Here is a 20,019-nt window from a genome sequence, read left to right on the forward strand (position 1 = left end):
GGCGCGGTCCGGCCGGCGCCGAACAGCCGCACCCGGCCCGGACCGGCCCCGGTACGCCCGACCACCGCCACCAGCCCGAAGCCGCCGTCGGCTGTGCCCGCGCCCGTGCCCGCGCCCGTGCCCGCGCCCGTGCCCGCGCCCGTGCCCGCGCCCGTGCCCGCGCCCGCGCCCGTGCCCGTGCCCGCGACCGGCGGCCCGGGCAGCCGCACCGGGACCGTGGTCCCGGCCGGCGCCACCGTGCGGACCCGGTGCAGCTCGATCAGCCAGTCCGCGTGCACGTCCAGCCACGGCCCGCCCAGCGCCCGCCGCAGCAGCGCCGCCATCCCCGCCTCCAGCCGCCGGTCCGCCCCGTCGTACGGGACGTCGTACGGCACCTCGTACGAGGGGACGGGCAGGAAGAGCCAGTCGTCGTCCGCCGTCCACGACATCCGCAGCCGCACGACCCCGTACCCGTACGCGTTCACGTACGAGGGCTCGGCGAAGGCGGCCACGACCGCCCCGGGGACCGGATCCAGCCCGACCAGCGCGAAGCCGTGCTCCCGCAGTGACACGACGGCTCAGCCCGCGGCGACCGGCGTGCGCTCGGGGAGCGCACCCTCGGCGGTGTCGGCGCCGGGCCGCGCCAGCTCCAGGCGCTCGTCGAGGTGGCGGGCGGAGGAGTTGGCGCGCCACAGCGCCCCGCGGGCGATGCCCCGGCGCATGTAGGCGGAGTCGGCGCTCGGGATGACCACGTTGTGGAACCAGCCCGCCGCGTGCTGGGAGTCGATGGTGATGTGCAGGCGGTGGTAGGTGATCCCGACCTCCGGCAGGCCCAGCCGTTCCCAGGCCCGTACGACGTTGCGGAACCGGTCGGGGGCCAGCCACTCCGTCATGCCGAGGAAGCCGACCGCCTCCGGGTACAGGTGCCGGTAGCGGCACAGCAGCACCGCCAGGTTCCCGGAGTGCAGGTCGGTCGTGGTCATGGCGGCTTCCAGGTCCTCGGGGCGGACGTCGAAGACCTCGTAGATCTTGTTGAAGAGGTGGGTGTGCACCGCCTCCGGGTCGCCGTTGCCCATCTCGTCCCAGTAGTTGCCGGCGATCTCCATCTTGCTGGCGCCGACCGTGCCGATCTGCATCATCGCGAGGAAGTCGTCGAAGCGGCCGTCGATCAGCGACTCCTGGATGACGTACGTGCGCAGGTCCTCGCTGCGCGCCTCCCGGTTGATGAAGTCCGTGTAGTACGGGTGCTTGAAGGCGCGGTGCCTGCGGACGATGCCCTTGAGCCAGGACAGGAACTGCTTGGGATCGGCGGGCGCCGACTCAAGCAGGCCGGGCTCCAGATGGGCGTCCTCGGCCTGGAGGGTGGCGTTCTCCAGCAGCCGGGTGACCTCGTGCAGCAGCACCGAGCCCTCGGCGCTGGGGCGGTCGGGTATCTGCATCACCGTCTGGTAGATGCGGGAGAGGAGGAGCTGCTGGTGGTAGTGGGCGTCCTCGCGGTGGGGGCCGGGGCCGGCCGCGGCGGCGTTCAGGTCGGTGACGGCCTCGACGATGCGGGAGCGTTCGCCCGAGAACTTGGCGTCGATCTCGTCGGCGTCCACGGCCAGCCAGGACGAGACCTCCTCGACGAGCGCGGCGGCGTCGGTCCTGGGGGTGTGGTTGTGGGGGTGGGTGTGGGTGTGGGTGCGGATCGCGGGCATGTTGGGGTGGTCGCTGGTGGGCAACTGCGTCTCCATGTCTCTCGGGGTCGCGCGGGTTGCGGAAGAGGGAAGAGGAAGGACGTACGTACGTCTCCGTCGCGCGGACCCGCGCGCACGGGCGGCCCCTCATGCCAAAGCACGCGCATCCCTCGTCGTCGTATCGGGATGCGCGTGCCTGGGATGAGCACCTGCGGAGAGGGCAGGATTCGAACCTGCGTGGGCAGAGCCCGTCCGGCGAAATGGCCGGACCCCATTCGGCCGCTTTGGGTACCTCTCCAACGGCCTTTCTCTGCCATCAGCTTGGCACGGTCCGGCTGACATGGTGCTGATGAATTTCTGAGACGGCAATTACGGCTGTCGGTCAGGGTCGCATCAGCGTCGGCTGGGATAGTGAAGGACGGTCGATCGATCGAACTACTTCGCAGGGAGATTCCGTGAGTGCCGAGACCGCCAAAATCGCCGTTTCCCGTCTCTACAACGACGAGAACGGCGAATCGCATTTCATAGACGAGACGCTGGAGGTGACCGCCCTCAATTTCGCCCCGCCCGCGCCTTCGCTCTTCGTCTCCGAGGGCGTGCCGGCCAAGCAGGCCGTCTACCTCTACATCCCGGCCGGCTGGTTCGGCGACTTCCACCCGGCCCCGCGCCGCCAGATCATGACGCTGGTCAGCGGCAAGATGGAGTGCGGGGTCAGCGACGGCACCTGGCGCACGTTCGTGCCCGGCAACACCCAGCTGGTCGAGGACACGCAGGGCAAGGGGCACGCCACCAAGGCCCTGGAGGACTGCGTGATGATCGTGTCGCAGCTCGCCGACTGACGCCGGCCGCACAAAAAGGGAGGGGCACGGCCCGGAATTCCGGACCGTGCCCCTCCCCATTGGGTATTTTGCTGGGGAGTTATCCCTTCACGTACCCGAAGCTCTCGGCGAGCAGGCCGTTCTCCAGGCGGTGCACGTTCACCCCGCGCACGAAGTCCCGGGCCCCGCTGCCCCAGCGCAGCGTCCAGCGGCAGACGGAGCGCTCGCCGGCCACCCAGACGTCCTCGACCTCGAAGGTGATGTTCTCGTTGCCCGCGATCGAGGTCCAGAACTGAAGACATTCGTCATAACCGGCGTGCTTCGAGCCGTCGGGTGCGGGACCGGAGTTCTCCAGCCGGCAGTTCGGGGCGAGGATGTCCTTCAGCAGGCCCGGGTCGTGCAGCTGGAATGCCTGGTTGAACTGTTCGATAACCTTGCGCGTCTGCTCATCGGACATCGGAACTCCTCATGTCTCAGGACTCGGCAGGGAGGGCGGCGCCCCGGCCGGATCGGCCAGGGCCACAGGAGAAAGTAATACAGTCCAACGGCTCCGTGTCCAAGCCTTTGGGAGTTCCGGCCATTTGAGTCAGTCGCACGTCAGTACCAGCCGCCTAGCTTCGTACTATGACCACAGCAGACAGTGCGCCTCTCGCATTGGCCTATCAGCAGGCCATCGAATATCTGGCGGGTCTCGCCGATCGGCCGGTGGGTGCCACTGCCGGCTCGGAACAATTGCTGAAAATGTTCGGTGGCCCGCTGCCCGAAGGCCCGGCCGACGCGACGCAGACCATCGAGGTCCTGGGCCGAGCCGTGGCCGAAGGCGGCATCCCGACCGCCAACGGCCCCCGCTACTTCGGCTACGTCACCGGCGGCACCCTCCCGGTCGCGATCGCCACGGACTGGCTGGTCGCCGCCTACGACCAGACCGCCAGCCTCTACAACCTCTCCCCGGCCATCGCCGTGGCCGAGGACGTCGCCGCGCAGTGGGTGCTGGATCTGCTGGGCCTGCCCGCCCACGCCTCCGTCGGCTTCCCCACCGGCTGCACCATGGCCCACCTGACCTCGCTCGCGGCCGCCCGCCACAAGCTCCTCGCGGAAGCCGGCTGGGACGTGGAACGCGACGGCCTGGGCGGCGCGTCCGACGTGGCCATCGTCGCCGGCGCCCAGCACCACATGACCATCGACCTCGCCGCCCGCTACCTCGGCTTCGGCACCGCGCGCATCCGCAACGTGCCCGTGGATGAGAAGGGCCGCATGGTTCCGGCGGAACTGGACGCCGCCCTGGCCGGGATCGACGGCCCGGTGATCGTCTGCGCGCAGATCGGCGACGTCAACTCCGGCGCCGTCGACCCCGTCGGGGAGGTCTGCGACATCGCCCACCGGTACGGGGCCTGGGTCCACGTCGACGGCGCCTTCGGCCTGTGGGCCGCGGCCAGCCCGAAACTCCGCCCGCTGGTGGCGGGCGTGGAGCGGGCCGACTCCTGGGCCCTGGACGCCCACAAGTGGCTCAACGTCCCCTACGACTGCGGCATCGTCGTCATCGCCCACCCCGAGGCCCACCGCGCGGCCATGCTCAACGAACGCGCCGGCTACCTCCCGCCGGGTACCGATGGCGAACGCGACGCCATCGAATGGGTCCCGGACTTCTCCCGCCGCGCCCGCAGCCTCCCGGTCTGGGCGGCACTGCGCACCCTGGGCCGCAGCGGGGTCGCCGACCTGGTGGAACGCTGCTGCGCACACGTGCGGCGATTCGCGGAGCACCTGGGTGGTGTGGAGGGGGTCGAACTCCTCAACGACGTGGTCCTGAACCAGCTGCTCGTCCGCTTCGGCGACGACGACGAGACGACCCGGCGGGTCATCGCCCGCATCCAGCGCAGCGGCGAATGCTGGTTCGGCGGCACGCTGTGGGAGGGCCGGGCGGCGATGCGCGTCTCGGTGGTCAACTGGCGGACGACGACGGAGGACGTCGACCGCAGCGCGAGGGTCATCCTGGAGGCGCTGGGGGAGGAACTGGGGGCCGGCTGAGGGGGGCCCGCTATCTCCCCCTCGAGGCACTGGGCCCGGTCGGTAGTTGCCCACCCGCCTCCCCCTCTGCGGGCCGGTGGTACGGGGGGCGGTATCCCCTCGGGCGGCCTCAGGGAGGGTTGGGGGCTTCCCGTCAGTCCCATCGTCCTTCCGGTTCGGGCCGGTCCCTCAAGGGCGCTCCTTCGTCGCGTCGCTACGCGATCGCCTTCGGCGACCCTTGACCGACCGACCCGCCCCGGAAAGCCGAAAGACTGCCGGGAAACCCCCAAGAGAACGGCACGGTCCAGAGGGGGAGGGGCGGGTCCGTCAGGGATGGGGCGGGGGGCCGGGCGTCGGCAGGCCGGGCATCCGGGCCTCCATGTCTGCGGTTCCGGGCCGGGGGCGCGGCAACCTGCACGAGAGGTTGACCAGGGAGGCCTCCGGAGCGCCCAGGCGCGATAGATCGCTACGCGCTCCTCGGATCTCGGCGTCTGGCGGCCGTCCTGGGCTGGTCATTCGCGGGTTACGCGTTCAATGGCCGGACCATCGCGGTGAGGACGGGGGAGTCCGGGGCGGGCTGGACGGGGCCGATCGCCTTGTAGCCCCATGACTCGTAGACCCGTTGGACCTTCCCCTCGCCGGCGGCCGGATTGACCATGAGCGATGCGTACCGGTCCTCGCGGCCGGCCAGCAGGTCGTCATGGATCCGCCGGGCCAGGCCCGTCCCCCGGAAGGCAGCCGTCACGCCGATCTCGCGGAGCGCCAGGGTCGGCGCACGGGTGTATTCCGTGTCCAGGTCGTCGCTGATGCGCTTCCACCAGAGGTCTCCGGCCTCCACGGTGTTGCCGTACGCGTACCCGACCGGCCGGTCCTCGGCGTCGAAGGCGAGGACGGCGGAGAAGCCGGGCGTGCGGCCGTAGCGCTGCAGGCGCTCGGCCAAGGTCGGCACGGAGTAGTTCGGCAGGTGCAGCAACGGTGCGCGGACCTCGGCGTACGCCTCGATGAGTGGGAGGCAGGCCTGCTCCACGTCGGTGAACCTGCGAAGTCGGGTCGTCATGGGATGCCCTTCCTGTTGGTTCAGATCGCCCCGTGCGCCGGTGCGGCTGTTTCGGCGCCGGCTCTATAGGTCACGCACCATGACCGCGTAGACGGGGGAGTCGTCGGAGGGCTTGGCCTCGTCCCGCTTTTCGTAGCCCCAGCTTTCGTACAAGGCCTGCACTTTCGCGTGGGTGGAGTCGACGAGGAGGGTCGCGAAGTCCACGTCCATCGACTGGAGCAGCGCGTCGTGGATGCGTTGGGCGCGACCGGTGCCCTGCCACTGGGGTGTCACCATCAGCTCGGAGAGGGCGAAGATCCGGCCCCGCACCCCCTTGGGCCGGTCCGCCCCCTTCCACCAGCCGCCCGGCTTGAACTTCGATCCGTACGCGTATCCGACCGGACTGTTGTTCTCCCAGCCCGAGACGCACGTCCAGTCCTCGCGCGCCGACCACAGGTCGACGAAGTAGGAGAACCGCTCGCGCGAGTGGAAGGGGTCGGGGTCGTGCGCGTACACCTCGTCGTGGAGGTCCAGGAGCAAGGAGCGGACGTCCGGCGCGTCGGTGTGCGTGTACCACTTCAGGTCCATCGTCGTGACTCCTCGATCCAGCTCAGGGCCTCAGGCGCCTTCGTTCCTGTGGCCGCGATGACTTGGCGCGTTCTGGCGAGCGTGTTCGCCGTACGCTGCGACCCGGAATCCGGCAGCAGCATCCCGAATGCTCGCCGTCCGGTCGCGCACGCGAGCTCCACTTCCCCCTGCCGAGCTTGGGCCAGAGACAGGTGCGCCGTGTACAGGGCTCTGTTCCGAATCATTTCCGCAGGGATGGCGGCGAGGGTGCGGTGAAGGCATGACTCGGCCCGCGCGTGCTCTCCGAGCGCCGTCCAGACGTACGACGACAGGGCGTCGAACTCGGCCCGGCTGTAGAACGAGATCCATCCCGACGGCGTCTTTCCCGAGGCAGGCAGGAAGGCCCTCTCGGCCAGGTTCAGGGCGCGCAGTGACTCCGTGGGCTGGCACAGCCTTGCCAGAGCGTTGGCGCGCCGCATGTACCCGAGTGACGCGTACAACGGATCACGTCGGGCAGCTGACGAACGCTTCATCACCTCTGCGCCGGCCGCCGCCTCGGCGTGGTTCTCGTGCTGGCTGGAGGTGAGCATCAGGTGGTCCCAGACCCGGTACATGGTCTCGGAGTCGCGTGCGAGGCCCGCGAGGGTGAAGGCCCGGTCGAGATGGGCGCGTGCTCGCTGGGGCGCGCTCGCGTCGATGGCGGCGAATGCTGCCAGGCACGTCACGTCGGATGCGAGTCGGTACATCTGTCGCTGGATGCGGTCAGAGGCGCCGCCGTTGGCGAGTGAGGCTTGAATACGGGTGGCCAGTTCACCCGCCTTGTGCTCGATCTCCCGGGCTCCGCCGAGCCGTGAATCATCGCGGAGTAGGTGGGTGTACTCCAGGTGGAACCGGTCCGCGTCTGGTTGTCCCAGCCGTGAGTGTCGTGCCGGGGCGGCAGCAGCGACGGCGGTTCCGGTCGCTGCGACAAGGAGGGTACGACGATGCACTGGATCCTCCGCTGGTGCGGCGGTACGTGGTGGGTCGAACCCTAAATCCGCGGTGGGGCATCCGAAAACCGCTTCCAACGCGGCACATGTACGGCCGATCGGGCGCCTGGTGGCGCCGTTCACCAGGTTGCGCACTGTCCGTGCGGACACCTCGCCCGGCCGTCCGATGATTTTCAGTAGCGCGATGTTCATCTGTGACGCCAACTCGTCTTGAGTAAGGCCGAGTTCGCGCATCCTCCGCTTCAACACGGCGTTGGCTGGCATGACATCGGAACGTAGTCCGCTCTTCACTCTCCGCGCCAGGTCGCTCGTAAAGCGGGCGCAAAGTTTTCCGCTCGCTGGGCGTGCAGCGTCAGGCTGCCCTTCCTGTTCCCTCATGGCCAAAGGCAGTTGACTGGTCACACGGGCCGAGATCACCTCGGGCCGATTACCCCCACTGACGGCGGTGAGGAGCCCTCTTTGACCAGTCCACTTCCGCGCAACGTGCTGAGCCTGGACACCCCCGACGGCGCCGGGACCGCCCCGCTGTCCTTGCCCAGTGCGGACCTGCTCGCGCGGGCCCAGGTCGGGTGGGAGCACTTTCTGCTCGGCATGGGATCGGAGCTGCCGGATGAGTGAGTGCTACGAGTACGTGCCGCACCGTCTGCTGCGCAAGCGCGTGCGCGACATCGCGTCCGGGGTGGAGGGCGAGCTGATGGCCGTGGTCAACGAGAACGTCTCCGACACCGGGACCGAGCACTGGGTGGAGCTCGCGTACATCCGGGGCGCGTCCGGGCGCGAGTTCACCACCGCCGTCGGCAACGTCGAGCCCGCCTGACGGGTCAGACCTTCGCGGCGGTTACGCGCGGGTGCTCGGCTGTGAGCATGGAGATGTCCTCGACGTCGGACGTCAGGATCGTGACCCGGCCCGGCTGAGCAAGGGCCGTGGCGCAGAGCATGGCGTCGATCGCGTACTTGTGGCCGTGCAGGCCTGCGGTGCGCAGCAGGGCGGCGGCGGACTGGGCCAGGGCCTGGGTGAGTGGCTCCACCCGCAGTCGGGACAGGGTCCACTTGAGTGCCGCGTCGTTGATCCGGGGGTGGATCACCTCCACCAGCACCGCGGCCGAGGTGATCACTGGAAGGTCGGCGTCGTGGGCGGCGGTGAGCCATTCGTGGATCTCCCGGTCGCGCTGCACGGCCTTGGCCAGGCCCTCGCTGTCCAGGATCAGGGCACCACTCACGCCGCCGCCCCGGCTCCGGTGGAGGTGTCGCCGGTGAGCCTCGCCCGCTTGGCGGCCACGGCCTCGGGGTCGGCGGGGCCGTTGACCGCGTTGAAGTCGGCGATCAGCTCCTCCAGGTTGTCACGCTCGATCTGCCGCTGGGCCGCCTTCTCCAGGTAGGCGGACACGCCCCGCTTGCCGACCCGGTCCCGGATCGCCTGCAGGGTGCCTGCGGTGAGGGAAACGGAGATGCCGCTGCTGGGGCCGTCCCCGGGTGGGAAGTCGATGTCGTCGTCAGCCATGACGTCATTATGGCATTTTGAATGCCATAGAGGGTGTCGGGTGCGGGCTACTGGAGGGACGACTCGTCGCAGCGGGCGATCCAGGCGGTGAAGGACTCCGAGGGGTCGGTGCGGTCCGCGAGGTAGGCGCGGGTGAGGCGTTCCACGTAGTCGGGGAGGTCCGCGGCTGTGGTTTTGAGGCCGCGGAGTTTTTTGCCGAAGGTGCCTTGCTGGTCGGAGGAGAGGGTCAGGGTGCCGCCCAGGTGGATCTGGAAGCCCTCGACCTGGCGGCCGTTCTCGTCCGGGACCAGCTGGCCCTTGAGGCCGATGTCCGCGACCTGGGTGCGGGCGCAGGAGTTGGGGCAGCCGTTCACGTTGATGGTGAGGGATGCCTCTTCGTTGGCCAGGCGTTTTTCGAGCTCCTTGACCAGGGTGGCCGCGCGTTCCTTCGTTTCCACGATCGCCAGCTTGCAGTACTCGATGCCCGTGCACGCCATCGTGTTGCGCCGCCACGGGGACGGGCGGGCCTGGAGGCCGATTTCCGCCAGGGCGGAGATCAGGGGCTCCGGGTCGGCCACGTCCAGGACCAGGAGCTTCTGGTACGGGGTGAGGCGGACGCGGCCGCTGCCGTGGGATTCGGCCAGGTCGGCCAGGGCTGCCAGCTTCGTGCCCGAGAGGCGGCCGGCGACCGGTGCGGCGCCGACGTACGAGAGGCCGTCCCGCTGGCGGTGTACGCCGATGTGGTCGATCGGGGCCGGGGGGAGGGAGGGGGCCGGGCCGTCGGGGAGGGGGCGGCCCAGGTACTCCTCCTCCAGGACCCGGCGGAACTTCTCCACGCCCCAGTCGGCCACGAGGAACTTCAGGCGGGCCCGGGACCGCAGGCGGCGGTAGCCGTAGTCGCGGAAGAGGCGGGCCACCGCCACCCACACGTCCGGGACGTCCGAGAGGGGGATCCAGACGCCCACGTGCTGGGCGAGGATCGGGACCGTCGAGAGGCCGCCGCCCACCCACATGCCGAAACCCGGGCCGTGCTCCGGGTGGACCGCGCCCAGGAAGGCCAGGTCGTTGATCTCGTACGGGACGTCCGGCAGCCAGGACACCGCCGTCTTGTACTTGCGCGGCAGGTTGGAGAGGGAGGGGTCGCCGATGTAGCGGGCGGCGATCTCCCTCACGGCTGGGGTCGCGTCCAGGATCTCGTCCGCTCCCACCCCCGCTACCGGGCTGCCCACGATGACGCGGGGGCAGTCGCCGCATGCTTCCGTGGTCGAGAGGCCGACCTGTTCCAGGCGCCGCCAGATCGTCGGGACGTCCTCGATCCGGACCCAGTGCAGCTGGATGTTCTGCCGGTCGGTGACGTCGGCGGTGTTGCGGGCGAAGCGCATCGAGATGTCGGCGATGGCGCGGAGCTGGGCGGCGTCGAGGGTGCCGCCGTCGCTGCGCACCCGCATCATGAAGTGCTCGTCCTCGAGGTCCTCCGGGGGCAGGGAGGCGGTCCTGCCGCCGTCGATGCCGGGCTTGCGCTGGGTGTACAGGCCCCACCAGCGCATCCGGCCGCGCAGGTCGTCGGGGGTGATGGAGGCGAAGCCCTCGCGGGAGTAGATCCGTTCGATTCGGTCGCGGACCAGGAGGGGGTCCTCCGCCGCCTTGAACTCCTCGTTGGGGTTGAGGGGCTCGTGCCCGTCTAGGGCCCATTGGCCCTCGGGGCGTTTTCCGGCAGAGGCGGGGCGCGCGGTTCTGGTGGTCCGGACCGGTGGCGCGGCGACTGTTTCCGTCATGGTGGTCCTGCTCCTTGTCAGGTGGTGCCGAGGTTCGAGACCGGGACGATCATGCCGCTGGGCAGCCAGCTCGCGGACGTGGTGTGGTGGTGGCCGCCGGCGGCGGCCGGGCCTCCGCTGCCGGGTACGTAGAGGACGGCGGCGGCGTACAGCTTCGCGGGCGCCGGGCCCGCCGCACCGCGGGCCGCGCGCCAGGCCTCGTACCCCGCGGCGGTCGGCACCTCGCCGGGCAGGCGGGCGCCGAGCGCGGCCGCGTACTCCACGGCGGCCGGGCCGTTCGGGGCGTACCGCAGCGGGATCAGCTGGCCCGCGCTCGGCGAGAGCAGCGGGGCGGTCAGCAGCCACGGCGCCAGGTACGTGCCCTCGGCGAGGGTGCGGCCGGCCTCGACGTCGCGTACGGAGGCCTCCGCGCCGGACCAGCCGGAGGTGACCACCAGCGGCCGGCGGGCCGAGGCGTCCGGCGCCCCCACGGCGATGCCCGCCCGGGCCGCGGCGGCACGCACCTCGGCGGCGGCGGCCCGCCCGCGCGGCGAGGCGTCCTCGGCCAGGGCCAGGGAGCGGATTCCGCGTCCCGAGAGGAAGGCGACGGTGTCGCGCAGCGCGGCCGCGTCCGGCTCCGTCAGGGCGTCGGACGGGCACCCGGCCGGTGCCTGCGTGCTGCCGCCCAGCACCGCCCCGGCGGCGGCGCTCGCGCACTCCGCCCCGTCGGCGCCCAGCAGCCCGGCCGGCGCCGGCTTCCCGCCCGCGCGGCCCGTGTCCACCGCCAGCGGCGCCGCAGACCCGCCGGCCGACACCCACACCCGCCCGGGCCCGGCGGGCAGTTCCACCGGGATCCACGTCAGCGTCGACCCGGGGCGCGGCCCGCCCCGCACGAGCCGCTCCCGGTCCGTCCCGGCCGAGGCTCCGGCGGCGGCGACGCCCACCAGGTTGCGCCCGGGCCGGTTCGGCACCACCAGCACCGGCACCTGCTGCCCGCCCAGCCCGAGGGAGCCGAGGAGGGGACCGGCCGACACCCGCGCGCCCGCGGCGCCGCCGGAGGGGGCGAGGGCTCCGGCGAGGGCCGCGCACGCCACCGCCGCGGCGAAGTACGCCGTGGCGGTGGTGCGGCGGGCGAGCAGCCGCGTGCGGAGCAGCAGCAGGACGCCCGCCGCCAGGGCGGCGGTCAGGACGACCGCCGCCAGGAGGACCGCGTTCACCGTCGGACGGCGCTGTCGCTGACCACGAACAGGACACCGTGCGGCTGCGCGTCGCCGAAGTCGCCGTGCGGCCACGACGCCCGGTTGAAGCCGACGCACGGCTTGCCGGTGTTCTCGTCCCGGAAGGTGCGGTCGAGGGTCACCCGGCCGCGCCGGTCGAGGTCGAACATGCACACCCGGTGGTCACCGCCGCCGCCGAAGGATCCGGCGACGAAGTAGTTGGCGACCGCGATCCGGCCGACCTGGGTCGTCTCCCGGTAGACGCCGTCCGCGCCGCGCTTGAAGTTGTCCATGGCGCCCCAGTGCGGGCCGCCCGAGCTGACGTCGCGGATCGGGACGGTGCTCACCAGCTCCGGGCAGTCCCGCTCGCGTCCGCCCCGGCTCGCCTCGGCGAGCTCGTCGACCGAGCACTTCGTGCCGGTGCCGGCCGCGAGCAGCTTCTGGATGTCCAGTACGTAGATCATGCCGGTGGTCTCGTCGAGCGGCTTGCCGTACGGCACGGACTGGCCCATCACCGTGTGGAAGAGGAAGCGGTCGTCGGGGCTGACGGCCAGCCAGCTGCCGTTGTCCCCGCTGCCGGTGATCCCCTTGTCGCGCTGGAAGGACCGGTAGGCGGTGGTGTCGTCGAAGACCTCCTTCCACTGCGGGTCGGGCACGGTGATGTCCGGCGTGTAGAAGATCGCCCCGCCGGCCATCGAGGAGACGAACGCGCCCTTGTTGCCGGGCCGGTTGGTCAGCGCGGTCTCCATGACCACGCGGGACTCGCGGAAGAAGGCCCGCTGCTCCTGCGCCCCGCGCGGGCCGTCGGCGACCTTCGACACCGACTTCAGGGTCGGGTTGTCCCGGTCGGTGATGTCGAAGACGCGGACGGTCTGGCGGGCCAGGTTCTCCTTCAGCGCCGAGTCGGGCGTCATGAAGTTGCGGGCCTCGGCGAAGTCGCTCGCCACCATGACGTTGAGGTCCTCGCGGACGGCGATGCCGTGCGGGTTGGCGCAGGTCGCGGCCGGCAGGGCGGGTACGTTCCCGCACTGCGCCGGGTCCTCGCCCGCCTTGGTGGCCGCCGGGATCTCCGCGATGGTCTTCCCGTCCTGGCCGATGCGCACGATCTCGCCGGGCGAGCCCGCCGCGCCGTTGCCGACCCGCACCTCGCCGTTGGTGTAGGTGCAGGGGCCGGTGACGTTGGGGCCGCCCATGTACGTGCCGTACGCGGTGCCGTCGCTCAGCACCTGGTAGGCGTCGGGCAGGGTCCCGCAGGGGGTGTCGGCGGTGGTGTTGACCCCGGCGATCGTCAGCGCGGGCAGGGCCTTCGCGTCGAAGACGAACGTCGTGTCGCTCATGATGCCGCCGGCGTAGATCCGGTCGCCCTTGTGCCACACGTACTGCATGTGGTGCGGCTCGTTGCCGTTGTTCGGGCCGACGGTGACCGTGTTGGCCACCTTCCCGTACGTGGGGGAGCCCGGGGTGGCGTCGATGACGGTCAGGAAGTCGGGCGCCGGCTGCTTCGCCGGTCCGGACCAGACGAGCATCCACTGCCGACCGGGCCCGCGCGAGGCTTCCACCAGGTGGTTGGTCGCCGTGTACGTGACGCCGTCGCTGCCCTGGAAGCTGGAGGTCCAGGTCTCCGGCGTACCGGCGGCGGCGGGGCCCGCCGCGGTGAGCATGGAGGCGGTGAGTCCCACCGCCGACAGACAGAGCGCGAGGCGGCGTATCAGCCTTCCTCGGCGCAGACCGTGCAGACCTTGCAGGCTCATTTCTCCGCGTTCCCTCTCCGGGGTGTCGGCCGAATTGCAAAGGGATTTTCGGATCACTTTCGCACAAGGGCGCTGGCGGTTCGCTGATAGGAGGCTTACCGCGCCCTGACATTCGTCCGGAGGAACTCGGCAAAGCTCCTAATTTCTACATAGTGCCTGTTCAGCCGCTATCAGTGGACCGTCAGTGCTTTATGTGTCGGCGTTGCTAATCTCGGCTCTGAGAATTCCTGCCCGTTCGCCGCGTTCCCCATTCGAAGGAGCCGCCGGATGACGACGACTCAAGTGCACGGAAATGTGAAAGAACTCGCCGAACGGGCGGGCCGGGACCTGGAGCACGCTTCCGCGCCGGACGTGCTGCGCTGGGCGGTGGAGACCTTCGGGAAGAGGTTCTGCGTGACGTCCTCGATGGAGGACGCGGTCGTCGCCCATCTCGCTTCACGGGTGGCTCCGGGTGTGGACGTGGTGTTCCTGGACACCGGTTACCACTTCGAGGAGACGATCGGCACGCGGGACGCCGTCGGGGCGGTGATGGACGTCAACGTCATCACGCTGACCCCGCGCCGGACGGTGGCCGAGCAGGACGCCGAGTACGGTCCGAAGCTCCACGACCGGGATCCGGACCTGTGCTGCACGCTGCGCAAGGTCAAGCCCCTGGAAGAGGGTCTGACCCCGTACGAGGCGTGGGCGACCGGGTTGAGGCGTGACGAGTCCCCGACCCGGGCGAACACGCCGGTGGTGGGTTGGGACGCCCGGCGGCAGAAGGTCAAGGTCTCCCCGATCGCCCGCTGGACGCAGGACGACGTGGACGCGTACGTGGCCGAGCACGGGGTGCTGACGAACCCGCTGCTGATGGACGGTTACGCCTCCGTCGGCTGCGCCCCGTGCACCCGCCGGGTCGCGGAGGGCGAGGACGCCCGGGCCGGCCGCTGGGCCGGACGCGGCAAGACCGAGTGCGGACTCCACGGCTGATGACGGAACCCACGGAGACGGAGCGGATGGACGTGAGGGACCAGGGAGCCACCGTGTGGCTGACCGGTCTGCCCAGCGCTGGCAAGACCACCATCGCGTACGCGCTGGCCGAGCGGCTGCGCGCCGAGGGCCACAAGGTGGAGGTGCTCGACGGGGACGAGATCCGCGAGTTCCTCTCGGCGGGCCTGGGCTTCGGCCGCGAGGACCGGCACACCAACGTGCAGCGGATCGGCTTCGTCGCCGAACTCCTCGCCCGCAACGGTGTGAAGGCCCTCGTCCCGGTGATCGCGCCGTTCGCCGACAGCCGCGAGGCCGTCGCGAAGCGGCACGCCGCCGCTTCGACGAACTACCTCGAAGTGCACGTGGCCACCCCGGTCGAGGTGTGCTCCGAGCGCGACGTGAAGGGCCTGTACGCCAAGCAGGCGGCGGGCGAGATCTCCGGCCTGACCGGCGTCGACGACCCCTACGAGGCACCGCAGAAGCCGGACCTGCGGATCGAGTCGCACACGCAGACCGTCCGGGAATCCGCAGCCGCGCTCTTCGCGCTGCTCGAACAGAGGGGTCTCGCGTGACCACCGTCATCCCCATCAACAGGGCTGCGAGGGCGCTGAACCACCTGGACTCCATGGAGTCGGAGGCGGTGCACATCTTCCGTGAGGTGGCGGGTGAGTTCGAGAAGCCGGTGATCCTGTTCTCCGGCGGCAAGGACTCCATCGTCATGCTGCACCTGGCGCTGAAGGCCTTCGCGCCCGCGCCGGTGCCGTTCTCGCTGCTGCACGTGGACACCGGGCACAACTTCCCCGAGGTCCTGTCCTACCGCGACCGCGCCGTCGCCGCGCACGGCCTGCGCCTGCACGTGGCCTCCGTCCAGGAGTACATCGACGCCGGCAAGCTCCGCGAGCGCCCCGACGGCGTCCGCAACCCGCTCCAGACCGTCCCGCTCACCGAGGCCATCCAGCAGCTGAAGTTCGACGCCGTCTTCGGCGGCGGCCGCCGCGACGAGGAGAAGGCCCGCGCCAAGGAGCGCGTGTTCTCCCTGCGCGACGAGTTCTCCCAGTGGGACCCCCGCCGCCAGCGCCCCGAGCTGTGGCAGCTCTACAACGGCCGCCACGCCCCCGGCGAACACGTCCGCGTCTTCCCGCTCTCCAACTGGACCGAGCTCGACGTCTGGCAGTACATCGCCCGCGAGCAGATCGAACTCCCCGGGATCTACTTCGCGCACGAGCGCGACGTCTTCCAGCGCAACGGCATGTGGCTGACCGCGGGTGCGTGGGGCGGGCCGAAGGACACCGAGCCGGTGGAGCGGCGGAGGATCCGCTACCGCACCGTCGGTGACATGTCCTGCACCGGTGCCGTCGACTCCGACGCCGCCGACCTGGACGCCGTGATCGCCGAGATCGCCGTGTCCCGCCTCACCGAGCGGGGCGCGACCCGCGCCGACGACAAGCTGTCCGAGGCCGCGATGGAAGACCGCAAGCGCGAAGGGTACTTCTAACCATGGACGACACGACGACGCTGCTGCGCTTCGCGACCGCCGGGTCCGTGGACGACGGCAAGTCCACCCTGGTCGGCCGGCTCCTCCACGACTCCAAATCGGTCCTCGCCGACCAGCTGGAAGCCGTGGAGCGGGTCTCCGCCGACCGCGGCCAGGACGCCCCGGACCTGGCGCTGCTCACCGACGGCCTGCGCGCCGAACGCGAGCAGGGCATCACCATCGACGTGGCCTACCGCTACTTCGCCACCGCCCGCCGCCGGTTCATCCTGGCCGACACCCCCGGGCACGTGCAGTACACCCGGAACATGGTCACCGGCGCCTCCACCGCCGACCTGGCCGTGGTCCTCGTCGACGCCCGCAACGGCGTCATCGAGCAGACCCGCCGCCACGCCGCCGTCGCCGCCCTCCTGCGCGTCCCCCACGTCGTCCTCGCCGTCAACAAGATGGACCTCGTCGGCTACGACGAGGGCGTCTTCGCCGCCATCACCGCCGAGTTCGGCGCCTACGCAGCCGGCCTCGGCCTCCACGACCTCACGGCGATCCCCATCTCGGCCCTGGCCGGCGACAACGTGGTCGAGCCCTCCGCCCACATGGACTGGTACGGCGGCCCGACCGTCCTGGAACACCTGGAGACCGTGCCCGTCAGCGACGAGCTGACCGCCGGCCCCGCCCGCTTCCCCGTCCAGTACGTGATCCGCCCGCAGACCGCCGAGCACCCCGACTACCGCGGTTACGCGGGCCAGATCGCCTCCGGCGTCCTGCGCGTCGGCGAGGCCGTCACCGTCCTGCCGTCGGGCCGTACGACGGTCATCGAGGGCATCGACGCCCTCGGCCGGTCCGTGGACACCGCGTGGGCGCCGCAGTCGGTGACCCTGCGCCTCAAGGACGACATCGACGTCTCCCGCGGCGACCTCATCGCCCCCGACGGGGCCGCCCCGGCCACCACGCAGGACGTCGTCGCCACCGTCTGCCACGTCGCCGACCGGCCCCTGACCGTCGGCCAGCGCGTCCTGCTCAAGCACACCACCCGCACGGTCAAGGCGATCGTCCGGGAGATCCCCTCCCGGCTGACCCTCGCCGACCTGTCCCAGCACCTCGACCCCGGCCGGCTGGTGGCCAACGACATCGGCCGCGTCGTCCTGCGCACCGGCGAGGCACTCGCCCCCGACGCGTACGCCGACTCCCGCCGCACCGGCTCCTTCCTCCTCATCGACCCCTCGGACGGAACCACCCTGACCGCCGGCATGGCGGGCGAGGCCTTCACCGGGCACGAGCACGAATGGACCCTCTGACGATGTCCCCACCGCACCGCCGAGGCCCCGTCGCGGCCCTCGCCCTGCTGCTCGCCGCCGCCCTCGCCTCCTGCGGCTACGGATCCCGGGCGGTCAAGGTCCCGGACGCCGCACCGGCGGCCGCCGACGGGGCCCGGAAGCTGTCCGCGTCCGAGGTCCGCATCGGGTACTTCCCGAACCTGACCCACGCCACCGCCCTGGTCGGCGTACGGGAGGGCCTGATCCAGCGGGAGCTGGGCGGGACCGCCCTGAAGACCACCACCTTCAACGCCGGGCCCGCCGAGATCGAGGCCTTGAACGCGGGCTCCGTCGACATCGGCTTCATCGGCCCCTCGCCCGCCGTCAACGGGTACGCGAAGTCCAAGGGCTCCAGCCTGCGGATCGTCTCCGGCTCCGCCTCCGGCGGCGTCAAGCTCGTCGTGAACCCGGACAAGATCAAGACCCTGGACGACCTGAAGGGCAAGAAGATCGCCACCCCGCAGCTCGGCAACACGCAGGACGTGGCGTTCCTGCACTGGCTCGCCGCACGCGGCTGGAAGGTCGACGCGGCCAGTGGCCGGGGCGACGTCTCCGTCGTCCGCACCAACAACACGGTCACCCCCGACGCCTACCGTTCCGGTGCCGTCGACGGCGCCTGGGTGCCGGAGCCCACCGCCTCCAAGCTCGTCGCCGAGGGCGCCGCCGTCCTCCTCGACGAGCGGGACCTGTGGCCCGGCGGGAAGTTCGTCATCACGAACGTCGTCGTCTCGCAGAAGTTCCTCAAGGAGCACCGCGACGTGGTCGAGGCCGTGCTGCGCGGCACGGTGAAGACCAACGAGTGGATCAACGCCGACCCGGACCGGGCCAAGGCCTCCGCCAACGCCGCCCTGAAGACCCTCAGCGGCAAGGAGCTGGAGCCCGAGGTCGTCGACGCGGCCTGGCCCGGGATCCTCGTCACCGACGACCCCCTCGCCACCACCCTGAAGGCCCAGTCCGACCACGCCGTCGCGGCCGGCCTCCTGGAGCGGCCGGACCTCACGGGCATCTACGACCTCGGACCGCTCAACGAGGTCCTCGGCTCCCTGCACAAGCCCACCGTCGACCACGCGGGTCTCGGCACCGCCGACCAAGGGAGGTGACCCGCGATGGCGACCGCCCTCATCAACGCGGAGCACGGCACCGCCACGGCCCGCGCGGCCGTCCGCATCGAGCACGTCTCGAAGTCCTTCCCCGGCCCGGCCGGATCGCAGCTCGTCCTGGACGACATCAGCCTCGACGTCGCTCCCGGAGAGTTCGTCACCCTCCTCGGCGCCTCCGGCTGCGGCAAGTCCACCCTGCTCAACCTGGTGGCCGGCCTGGACTCCCCGACCGCCGGCACCATCGAGACCCTCGGCCGTCCGGCCCTGATGTTCCAGGAGCACGCCCTGTTCCCGTGGCTCACCGCGGGCAGGAACATCGAGCTGGCCCTGCGGCTGCGCGGAGTGCCCAAGGCCGAGCGCGGGCCCGAGGCCGAACGGCTGCTGGAGCTGGTCCGGCTCGGCGGCGCGTACGGCAAGCGCGTCCACGAACTCTCCGGCGGCATGCGCCAGCGCGTCGCCCTCGCCCGGGCCCTCGCCCAGGACAGCCGCCTCCTGCTGATGGACGAGCCCTTCGCGGCCCTCGACGCCATCACCCGCGACGTCCTGCACGGCGAACTCACCCGCATCTGGGAAGACGCGAACACGAGCGGCTCCGCCGCAGGGGGCCTGTCCGTCCTCTTCGTCACCCACAACGTGCGCGAGGCCGTCCGCCTCGCCCAGCGCGTCGTCCTCCTCTCCTCCCGCCCCGGGCGGGTCGCGAAGGAATGGACCGTGGACATCCCGCAGCCGCGCCGCATCGAGGACGCGGACGTCGCGGACCTGTCCCTGGAGATCACCGAACGCCTGCGAGGGGAGATCCGCCGCCATGGCCGCCACTGAACCGGTGTCCCGCGAACTCAGGCCCCGGACCGGCGCCAACGAGCTGGCCGGGCTGGACGCGCTGGAGACCCTCCAGGGGACCCGCACCCCGCTGCGCCGGGTGCTCCTGGCCAAGGCCCTGCCCCCGCTCACGGCCGTGGCCCTGGTGCTGACGGCCTGGCAGGTCCTCGCCCTGGCCGAGGTCACCGACGACCACATGCTGCCGCCGCCGGCCGCGGTCTGGGACAGCCTGGCCGACCTCTGGTTCAAGGGCACCCTCTTCGACGTCCTGTGGACCAGCGTCTGGCGCGGCCTGTCGGGCTTCCTGCTGGCCCTCGTGATCGGCACTCCGCTCGGTCTGCTCGTCGCCCGGGTGAGGTTCGTCCGCGCCGCCGTCGGCCCGGTCCTGTCCGGTCTGCAGTCCCTGCCGTCGGTGGCCTGGGTGCCCCCGGCGGTGCTCTGGCTGGGCCTGGACAACTCGATGATGTACGCCGTCATCCTGCTCGGCGCCACCCCCTCCATCGCCAACGGCCTGGTCTCCGGCATCGACCAGGTCCCGCCGCTGTTCCTGCGGGCCGGCCGCTCGCTGGGCGCCACCGGGCTGCGCGGTGCCCGCTACGTCGTGATGCCGGCCGCCCTGCCCGGCTACCTGGCCGGGCTCAAGCAGGGCTGGGCCTTCTCCTGGCGCTCCCTGATGGCCGCCGAGATCATCGCCAGCTCCCCCGACCTGGGCCTGGGCCTGGGCCAGTTGCTGGAATCGGGGCGCGAGACCTCCGACATGGCCCGCGTCTTCCTGGCCATCATCCTCATCCTGCTGGTCGGCATCGCCGTCGAACTGCTGGTCTTCGCCCCGGCGGAGCGGCGGATGCTGCGCCGCCGCGGCCTGCGAGGCTGACCCGCCGACCCGCCGACCCGCCGACCCGCCGACCCGCCGACCCGCAGCGCCCGGACCGCCCGGCGCCCGCGTCAGCCCGTCAGGGCGAGGGCGCCGGCCCGGGCGGCGTCGTACCGGAGCAGCACGAGCCGCGCCAGTTCCGGGGCGGCGCCGAGCACGGCGCCCACTTGGTCGGCCCCGG

The 20,019-nt window shown here is 71.3% G+C and carries 22 protein-coding genes, 1 tRNA gene and 1 pseudogene; 11 read left to right on the plus strand and 13 right to left on the minus strand.

Features of this window, described 5'->3' with window-relative positions; genetic code table 11:
• The 3 genes from SSNG_RS42800 to SSNG_RS42805 all read right to left on the minus strand — a co-directional run.
• A partial coding sequence (locus tag SSNG_RS42800; RefSeq protein WP_042804870.1) for a hypothetical protein occupies positions 1 to 551 on the minus strand: 551 nt, incomplete at its 3' end.
• A gap of 6 nt (positions 552 to 557) precedes the next feature.
• A complete protein-coding gene (locus tag SSNG_RS36785) occupies positions 558 to 1,712 on the minus strand; it encodes an iron-containing redox enzyme family protein (protein ID WP_241695347.1) in 1,155 nt (384 codons plus the stop codon).
• Positions 1,713 to 1,867: 155 nt separating this feature from the next.
• Positions 1,868 to 1,953, minus strand: a tRNA-OTHER gene (locus SSNG_RS42805).
• Between the two features lie 157 nt (positions 1,954 to 2,110).
• On the opposite strand from SSNG_RS42805, the gene SSNG_RS36790 reads away from it, so the two are divergent.
• Entirely contained in the window at positions 2,111 to 2,494 is a 384-nt protein-coding gene (locus tag SSNG_RS36790; RefSeq protein WP_007269074.1) for a hypothetical protein, read from the plus strand.
• A 79-nt stretch (positions 2,495 to 2,573) separates the two neighbouring features.
• Here the strand turns inward: SSNG_RS36790 and SSNG_RS36795 are convergent, their stop codons facing one another.
• The gene (locus SSNG_RS36795) at positions 2,574 to 2,930 is read right to left on the minus strand and encodes a nuclear transport factor 2 family protein (RefSeq protein ID WP_007269075.1); all 357 of its coding nucleotides are present in this window, start codon (positions 2,928 to 2,930) and stop codon (positions 2,574 to 2,576) included.
• A gap of 284 nt (positions 2,931 to 3,214) precedes the next feature.
• Here SSNG_RS36795 and SSNG_RS36800 point away from each other — a divergent pair, with 284 nt between their 5' ends.
• A complete protein-coding gene (locus SSNG_RS36800) occupies positions 3,215 to 4,498 on the plus strand; it encodes an aminotransferase class V-fold PLP-dependent enzyme (protein WP_206731439.1) in 1,284 nt (427 codons plus the stop codon).
• 502 nt (positions 4,499 to 5,000) lie between these two features.
• Here the strand turns inward: SSNG_RS36800 and SSNG_RS36805 are convergent.
• From SSNG_RS36805 to SSNG_RS36815, 3 genes are all read right to left on the minus strand, one after another.
• Positions 5,001 to 5,534: a hypothetical protein gene (locus SSNG_RS36805; RefSeq protein WP_042804871.1), complete on the minus strand. Its 534-nt coding sequence runs from the start codon at positions 5,532 to 5,534 to the stop codon at positions 5,001 to 5,003.
• Between the two features lie 63 nt (positions 5,535 to 5,597).
• A complete protein-coding gene (locus SSNG_RS36810; protein WP_050780101.1) occupies positions 5,598 to 6,101 on the minus strand; it encodes a GNAT family N-acetyltransferase in 504 nt (167 codons plus the stop codon).
• Positions 6,092 to 7,333, minus strand: coding sequence for a helix-turn-helix transcriptional regulator (locus SSNG_RS36815; protein ID WP_241695348.1), 1,242 nt, complete (start codon positions 7,331 to 7,333; stop codon positions 6,092 to 6,094). The genes SSNG_RS36810 and SSNG_RS36815 overlap by 10 nt, the downstream gene beginning before the upstream one ends.
• 195 nt (positions 7,334 to 7,528) lie before the next feature.
• On the opposite strand from SSNG_RS36815, the gene SSNG_RS42810 reads away from it, so the two are divergent.
• Together SSNG_RS42810 and SSNG_RS36820 are read left to right on the plus strand one after the other, a co-directional pair.
• Positions 7,529 to 7,687 (plus strand): hypothetical protein, encoded by a 159-nt coding sequence (locus SSNG_RS42810; RefSeq protein WP_165365098.1) that lies wholly within the window; start codon positions 7,529 to 7,531, stop codon positions 7,685 to 7,687.
• Positions 7,680 to 7,886 (plus strand): hypothetical protein, encoded by a 207-nt coding sequence (locus SSNG_RS36820; protein WP_042804873.1) that lies wholly within the window; start codon positions 7,680 to 7,682, stop codon positions 7,884 to 7,886. The genes SSNG_RS42810 and SSNG_RS36820 overlap by 8 nt, the downstream gene beginning before the upstream one ends.
• A 4-nt stretch (positions 7,887 to 7,890) precedes the next feature.
• Here SSNG_RS36820 and SSNG_RS36825 read toward each other — a convergent pair whose 3' ends face one another.
• Genes SSNG_RS36825 through SSNG_RS36845 form a run of 5 tightly spaced genes read right to left on the minus strand, consistent with a single transcriptional unit; the run spans position 7,891 to position 13,271 of the window.
• Positions 7,891 to 8,289 carry a PIN domain-containing protein gene (locus SSNG_RS36825; RefSeq protein WP_007269082.1) on the minus strand — a complete coding sequence of 133 codons (399 nt, stop codon included), beginning with the start codon at positions 8,287 to 8,289 and terminating at the stop codon, positions 7,891 to 7,893.
• Entirely contained in the window at positions 8,286 to 8,570 is a 285-nt protein-coding gene (locus tag SSNG_RS36830) for a hypothetical protein (protein WP_007269083.1), read from the minus strand. Before SSNG_RS36830 ends, SSNG_RS36825 begins: the two co-directional genes overlap by 4 nt.
• A gap of 47 nt (positions 8,571 to 8,617) precedes the next feature.
• Positions 8,618 to 10,324, minus strand: coding sequence for a nitrite/sulfite reductase (locus tag SSNG_RS36835; protein WP_007269084.1), 1,707 nt, complete (start codon positions 10,322 to 10,324; stop codon positions 8,618 to 8,620).
• 17 nt (positions 10,325 to 10,341) lie between these two features.
• Positions 10,342 to 11,520 carry a hypothetical protein gene (locus tag SSNG_RS38520; RefSeq protein WP_050780102.1) on the minus strand — a complete coding sequence of 393 codons (1,179 nt, stop codon included), beginning with the start codon at positions 11,518 to 11,520 and terminating at the stop codon, positions 10,342 to 10,344.
• Entirely contained in the window at positions 11,517 to 13,271 is a 1,755-nt protein-coding gene (locus tag SSNG_RS36845) for a hypothetical protein (protein WP_128637675.1), read from the minus strand. The genes SSNG_RS38520 and SSNG_RS36845 overlap by 4 nt, the downstream gene beginning before the upstream one ends.
• 267 nt (positions 13,272 to 13,538) lie before the next feature.
• Between SSNG_RS36845 and SSNG_RS36850 the strand changes: the two genes are divergently transcribed.
• From SSNG_RS36850 to SSNG_RS36880, 7 genes are read left to right on the plus strand one after another with little or no spacing between them, the layout of a single operon-like run.
• Positions 13,539 to 14,240: a phosphoadenylyl-sulfate reductase gene (locus SSNG_RS36850; protein ID WP_007269087.1), complete on the plus strand. Its 702-nt coding sequence runs from the start codon at positions 13,539 to 13,541 to the stop codon at positions 14,238 to 14,240.
• A gap of 26 nt (positions 14,241 to 14,266) precedes the next feature.
• The gene (gene cysC / locus SSNG_RS36855) at positions 14,267 to 14,812 is read left to right on the plus strand and encodes an adenylyl-sulfate kinase (RefSeq protein ID WP_042804934.1); all 546 of its coding nucleotides are present in this window, start codon (positions 14,267 to 14,269) and stop codon (positions 14,810 to 14,812) included.
• Positions 14,809 to 15,735 carry a sulfate adenylyltransferase subunit CysD gene (gene cysD / locus SSNG_RS36860; RefSeq protein ID WP_007269089.1) on the plus strand — a complete coding sequence of 309 codons (927 nt, stop codon included), beginning with the start codon at positions 14,809 to 14,811 and terminating at the stop codon, positions 15,733 to 15,735. The genes cysC and cysD overlap by 4 nt, the downstream gene beginning before the upstream one ends.
• Before the next feature lie 2 nt (positions 15,736 to 15,737).
• Positions 15,738 to 17,027 (plus strand): GTP-binding protein, encoded by a 1,290-nt coding sequence (locus SSNG_RS36865; RefSeq protein ID WP_007269090.1) that lies wholly within the window; start codon positions 15,738 to 15,740, stop codon positions 17,025 to 17,027.
• A 2-nt stretch (positions 17,028 to 17,029) separates the two neighbouring features.
• Positions 17,030 to 18,145 carry an aliphatic sulfonate ABC transporter substrate-binding protein gene (locus tag SSNG_RS36870; protein WP_007269091.1) on the plus strand — a complete coding sequence of 372 codons (1,116 nt, stop codon included), beginning with the start codon at positions 17,030 to 17,032 and terminating at the stop codon, positions 18,143 to 18,145.
• A 6-nt stretch (positions 18,146 to 18,151) separates the two neighbouring features.
• Positions 18,152 to 18,964: an ABC transporter ATP-binding protein gene (locus SSNG_RS36875; RefSeq protein WP_007269092.1), complete on the plus strand. Its 813-nt coding sequence runs from the start codon at positions 18,152 to 18,154 to the stop codon at positions 18,962 to 18,964.
• Complete coding sequence (locus SSNG_RS36880; RefSeq protein ID WP_007269093.1) at positions 18,951 to 19,838, plus strand: ABC transporter permease; 888 nt, start codon at positions 18,951 to 18,953, stop codon at positions 19,836 to 19,838. Before SSNG_RS36875 ends, SSNG_RS36880 begins: the two co-directional genes overlap by 14 nt.
• 71 nt (positions 19,839 to 19,909) lie before the next feature.
• Here the strand turns inward: SSNG_RS36880 and SSNG_RS44585 are convergent.
• A pseudogene (locus tag SSNG_RS44585) lies at positions 19,910 to 20,019 on the minus strand (sirohydrochlorin chelatase); the annotation flags it as partial.

Origin of the sequence: Streptomyces sp. C (assembly GCF_000158895.1) — a bacterium.
GTDB classification, from domain to species: domain Bacteria; phylum Actinomycetota; class Actinomycetes; order Streptomycetales; family Streptomycetaceae; genus Streptomyces; species Streptomyces racemochromogenes.

Excerpts from the sequence above, each read along its gene's own strand:
- SSNG_RS36785 (WP_241695347.1), bottom strand. The coding sequence starts at position 1,712 with ATGGAGACGCAGTTGCCCACCAGCGACCACCCCAACATGCCCGCGATC.
- SSNG_RS36795 (WP_007269075.1), bottom strand. The coding sequence starts at position 2,930 with ATGTCCGATGAGCAGACGCGCAAGGTTATCGAACAGTTCAACCAGGCA.
- SSNG_RS36800 (WP_206731439.1), top strand. The coding sequence starts at position 3,215 with ATGTTCGGTGGCCCGCTGCCCGAAGGCCCGGCCGACGCGACGCAGACC.
- SSNG_RS36805 (WP_042804871.1), bottom strand. The coding sequence starts at position 5,534 with ATGACGACCCGACTTCGCAGGTTCACCGACGTGGAGCAGGCCTGCCTC.
- SSNG_RS36810 (WP_050780101.1), bottom strand. The coding sequence starts at position 6,101 with ATGGACCTGAAGTGGTACACGCACACCGACGCGCCGGACGTCCGCTCC.
- SSNG_RS36815 (WP_241695348.1), bottom strand. The coding sequence starts at position 7,333 with ATGCCAGCCAACGCCGTGTTGAAGCGGAGGATGCGCGAACTCGGCCTT.
- SSNG_RS36820 (WP_042804873.1), top strand. The coding sequence starts at position 7,680 with ATGAGTGAGTGCTACGAGTACGTGCCGCACCGTCTGCTGCGCAAGCGC.
- SSNG_RS36830 (WP_007269083.1), bottom strand. The coding sequence starts at position 8,570 with ATGGCTGACGACGACATCGACTTCCCACCCGGGGACGGCCCCAGCAGC.
- SSNG_RS36835 (WP_007269084.1), bottom strand. The coding sequence starts at position 10,324 with ATGACGGAAACAGTCGCCGCGCCACCGGTCCGGACCACCAGAACCGCG.
- SSNG_RS36845 (WP_128637675.1), bottom strand. The coding sequence starts at position 13,271 with ATGAGCCTGCAAGGTCTGCACGGTCTGCGCCGAGGAAGGCTGATACGC.
- SSNG_RS36850 (WP_007269087.1), top strand. The coding sequence starts at position 13,539 with ATGACGACGACTCAAGTGCACGGAAATGTGAAAGAACTCGCCGAACGG.
- cysC (WP_042804934.1), top strand. The coding sequence starts at position 14,267 with ATGGACGTGAGGGACCAGGGAGCCACCGTGTGGCTGACCGGTCTGCCC.
- SSNG_RS36865 (WP_007269090.1), top strand. The coding sequence starts at position 15,738 with ATGGACGACACGACGACGCTGCTGCGCTTCGCGACCGCCGGGTCCGTG.
- SSNG_RS36870 (WP_007269091.1), top strand. The coding sequence starts at position 17,030 with ATGTCCCCACCGCACCGCCGAGGCCCCGTCGCGGCCCTCGCCCTGCTG.
- SSNG_RS36875 (WP_007269092.1), top strand. The coding sequence starts at position 18,152 with ATGGCGACCGCCCTCATCAACGCGGAGCACGGCACCGCCACGGCCCGC.
- SSNG_RS36880 (WP_007269093.1), top strand. The coding sequence starts at position 18,951 with ATGGCCGCCACTGAACCGGTGTCCCGCGAACTCAGGCCCCGGACCGGC.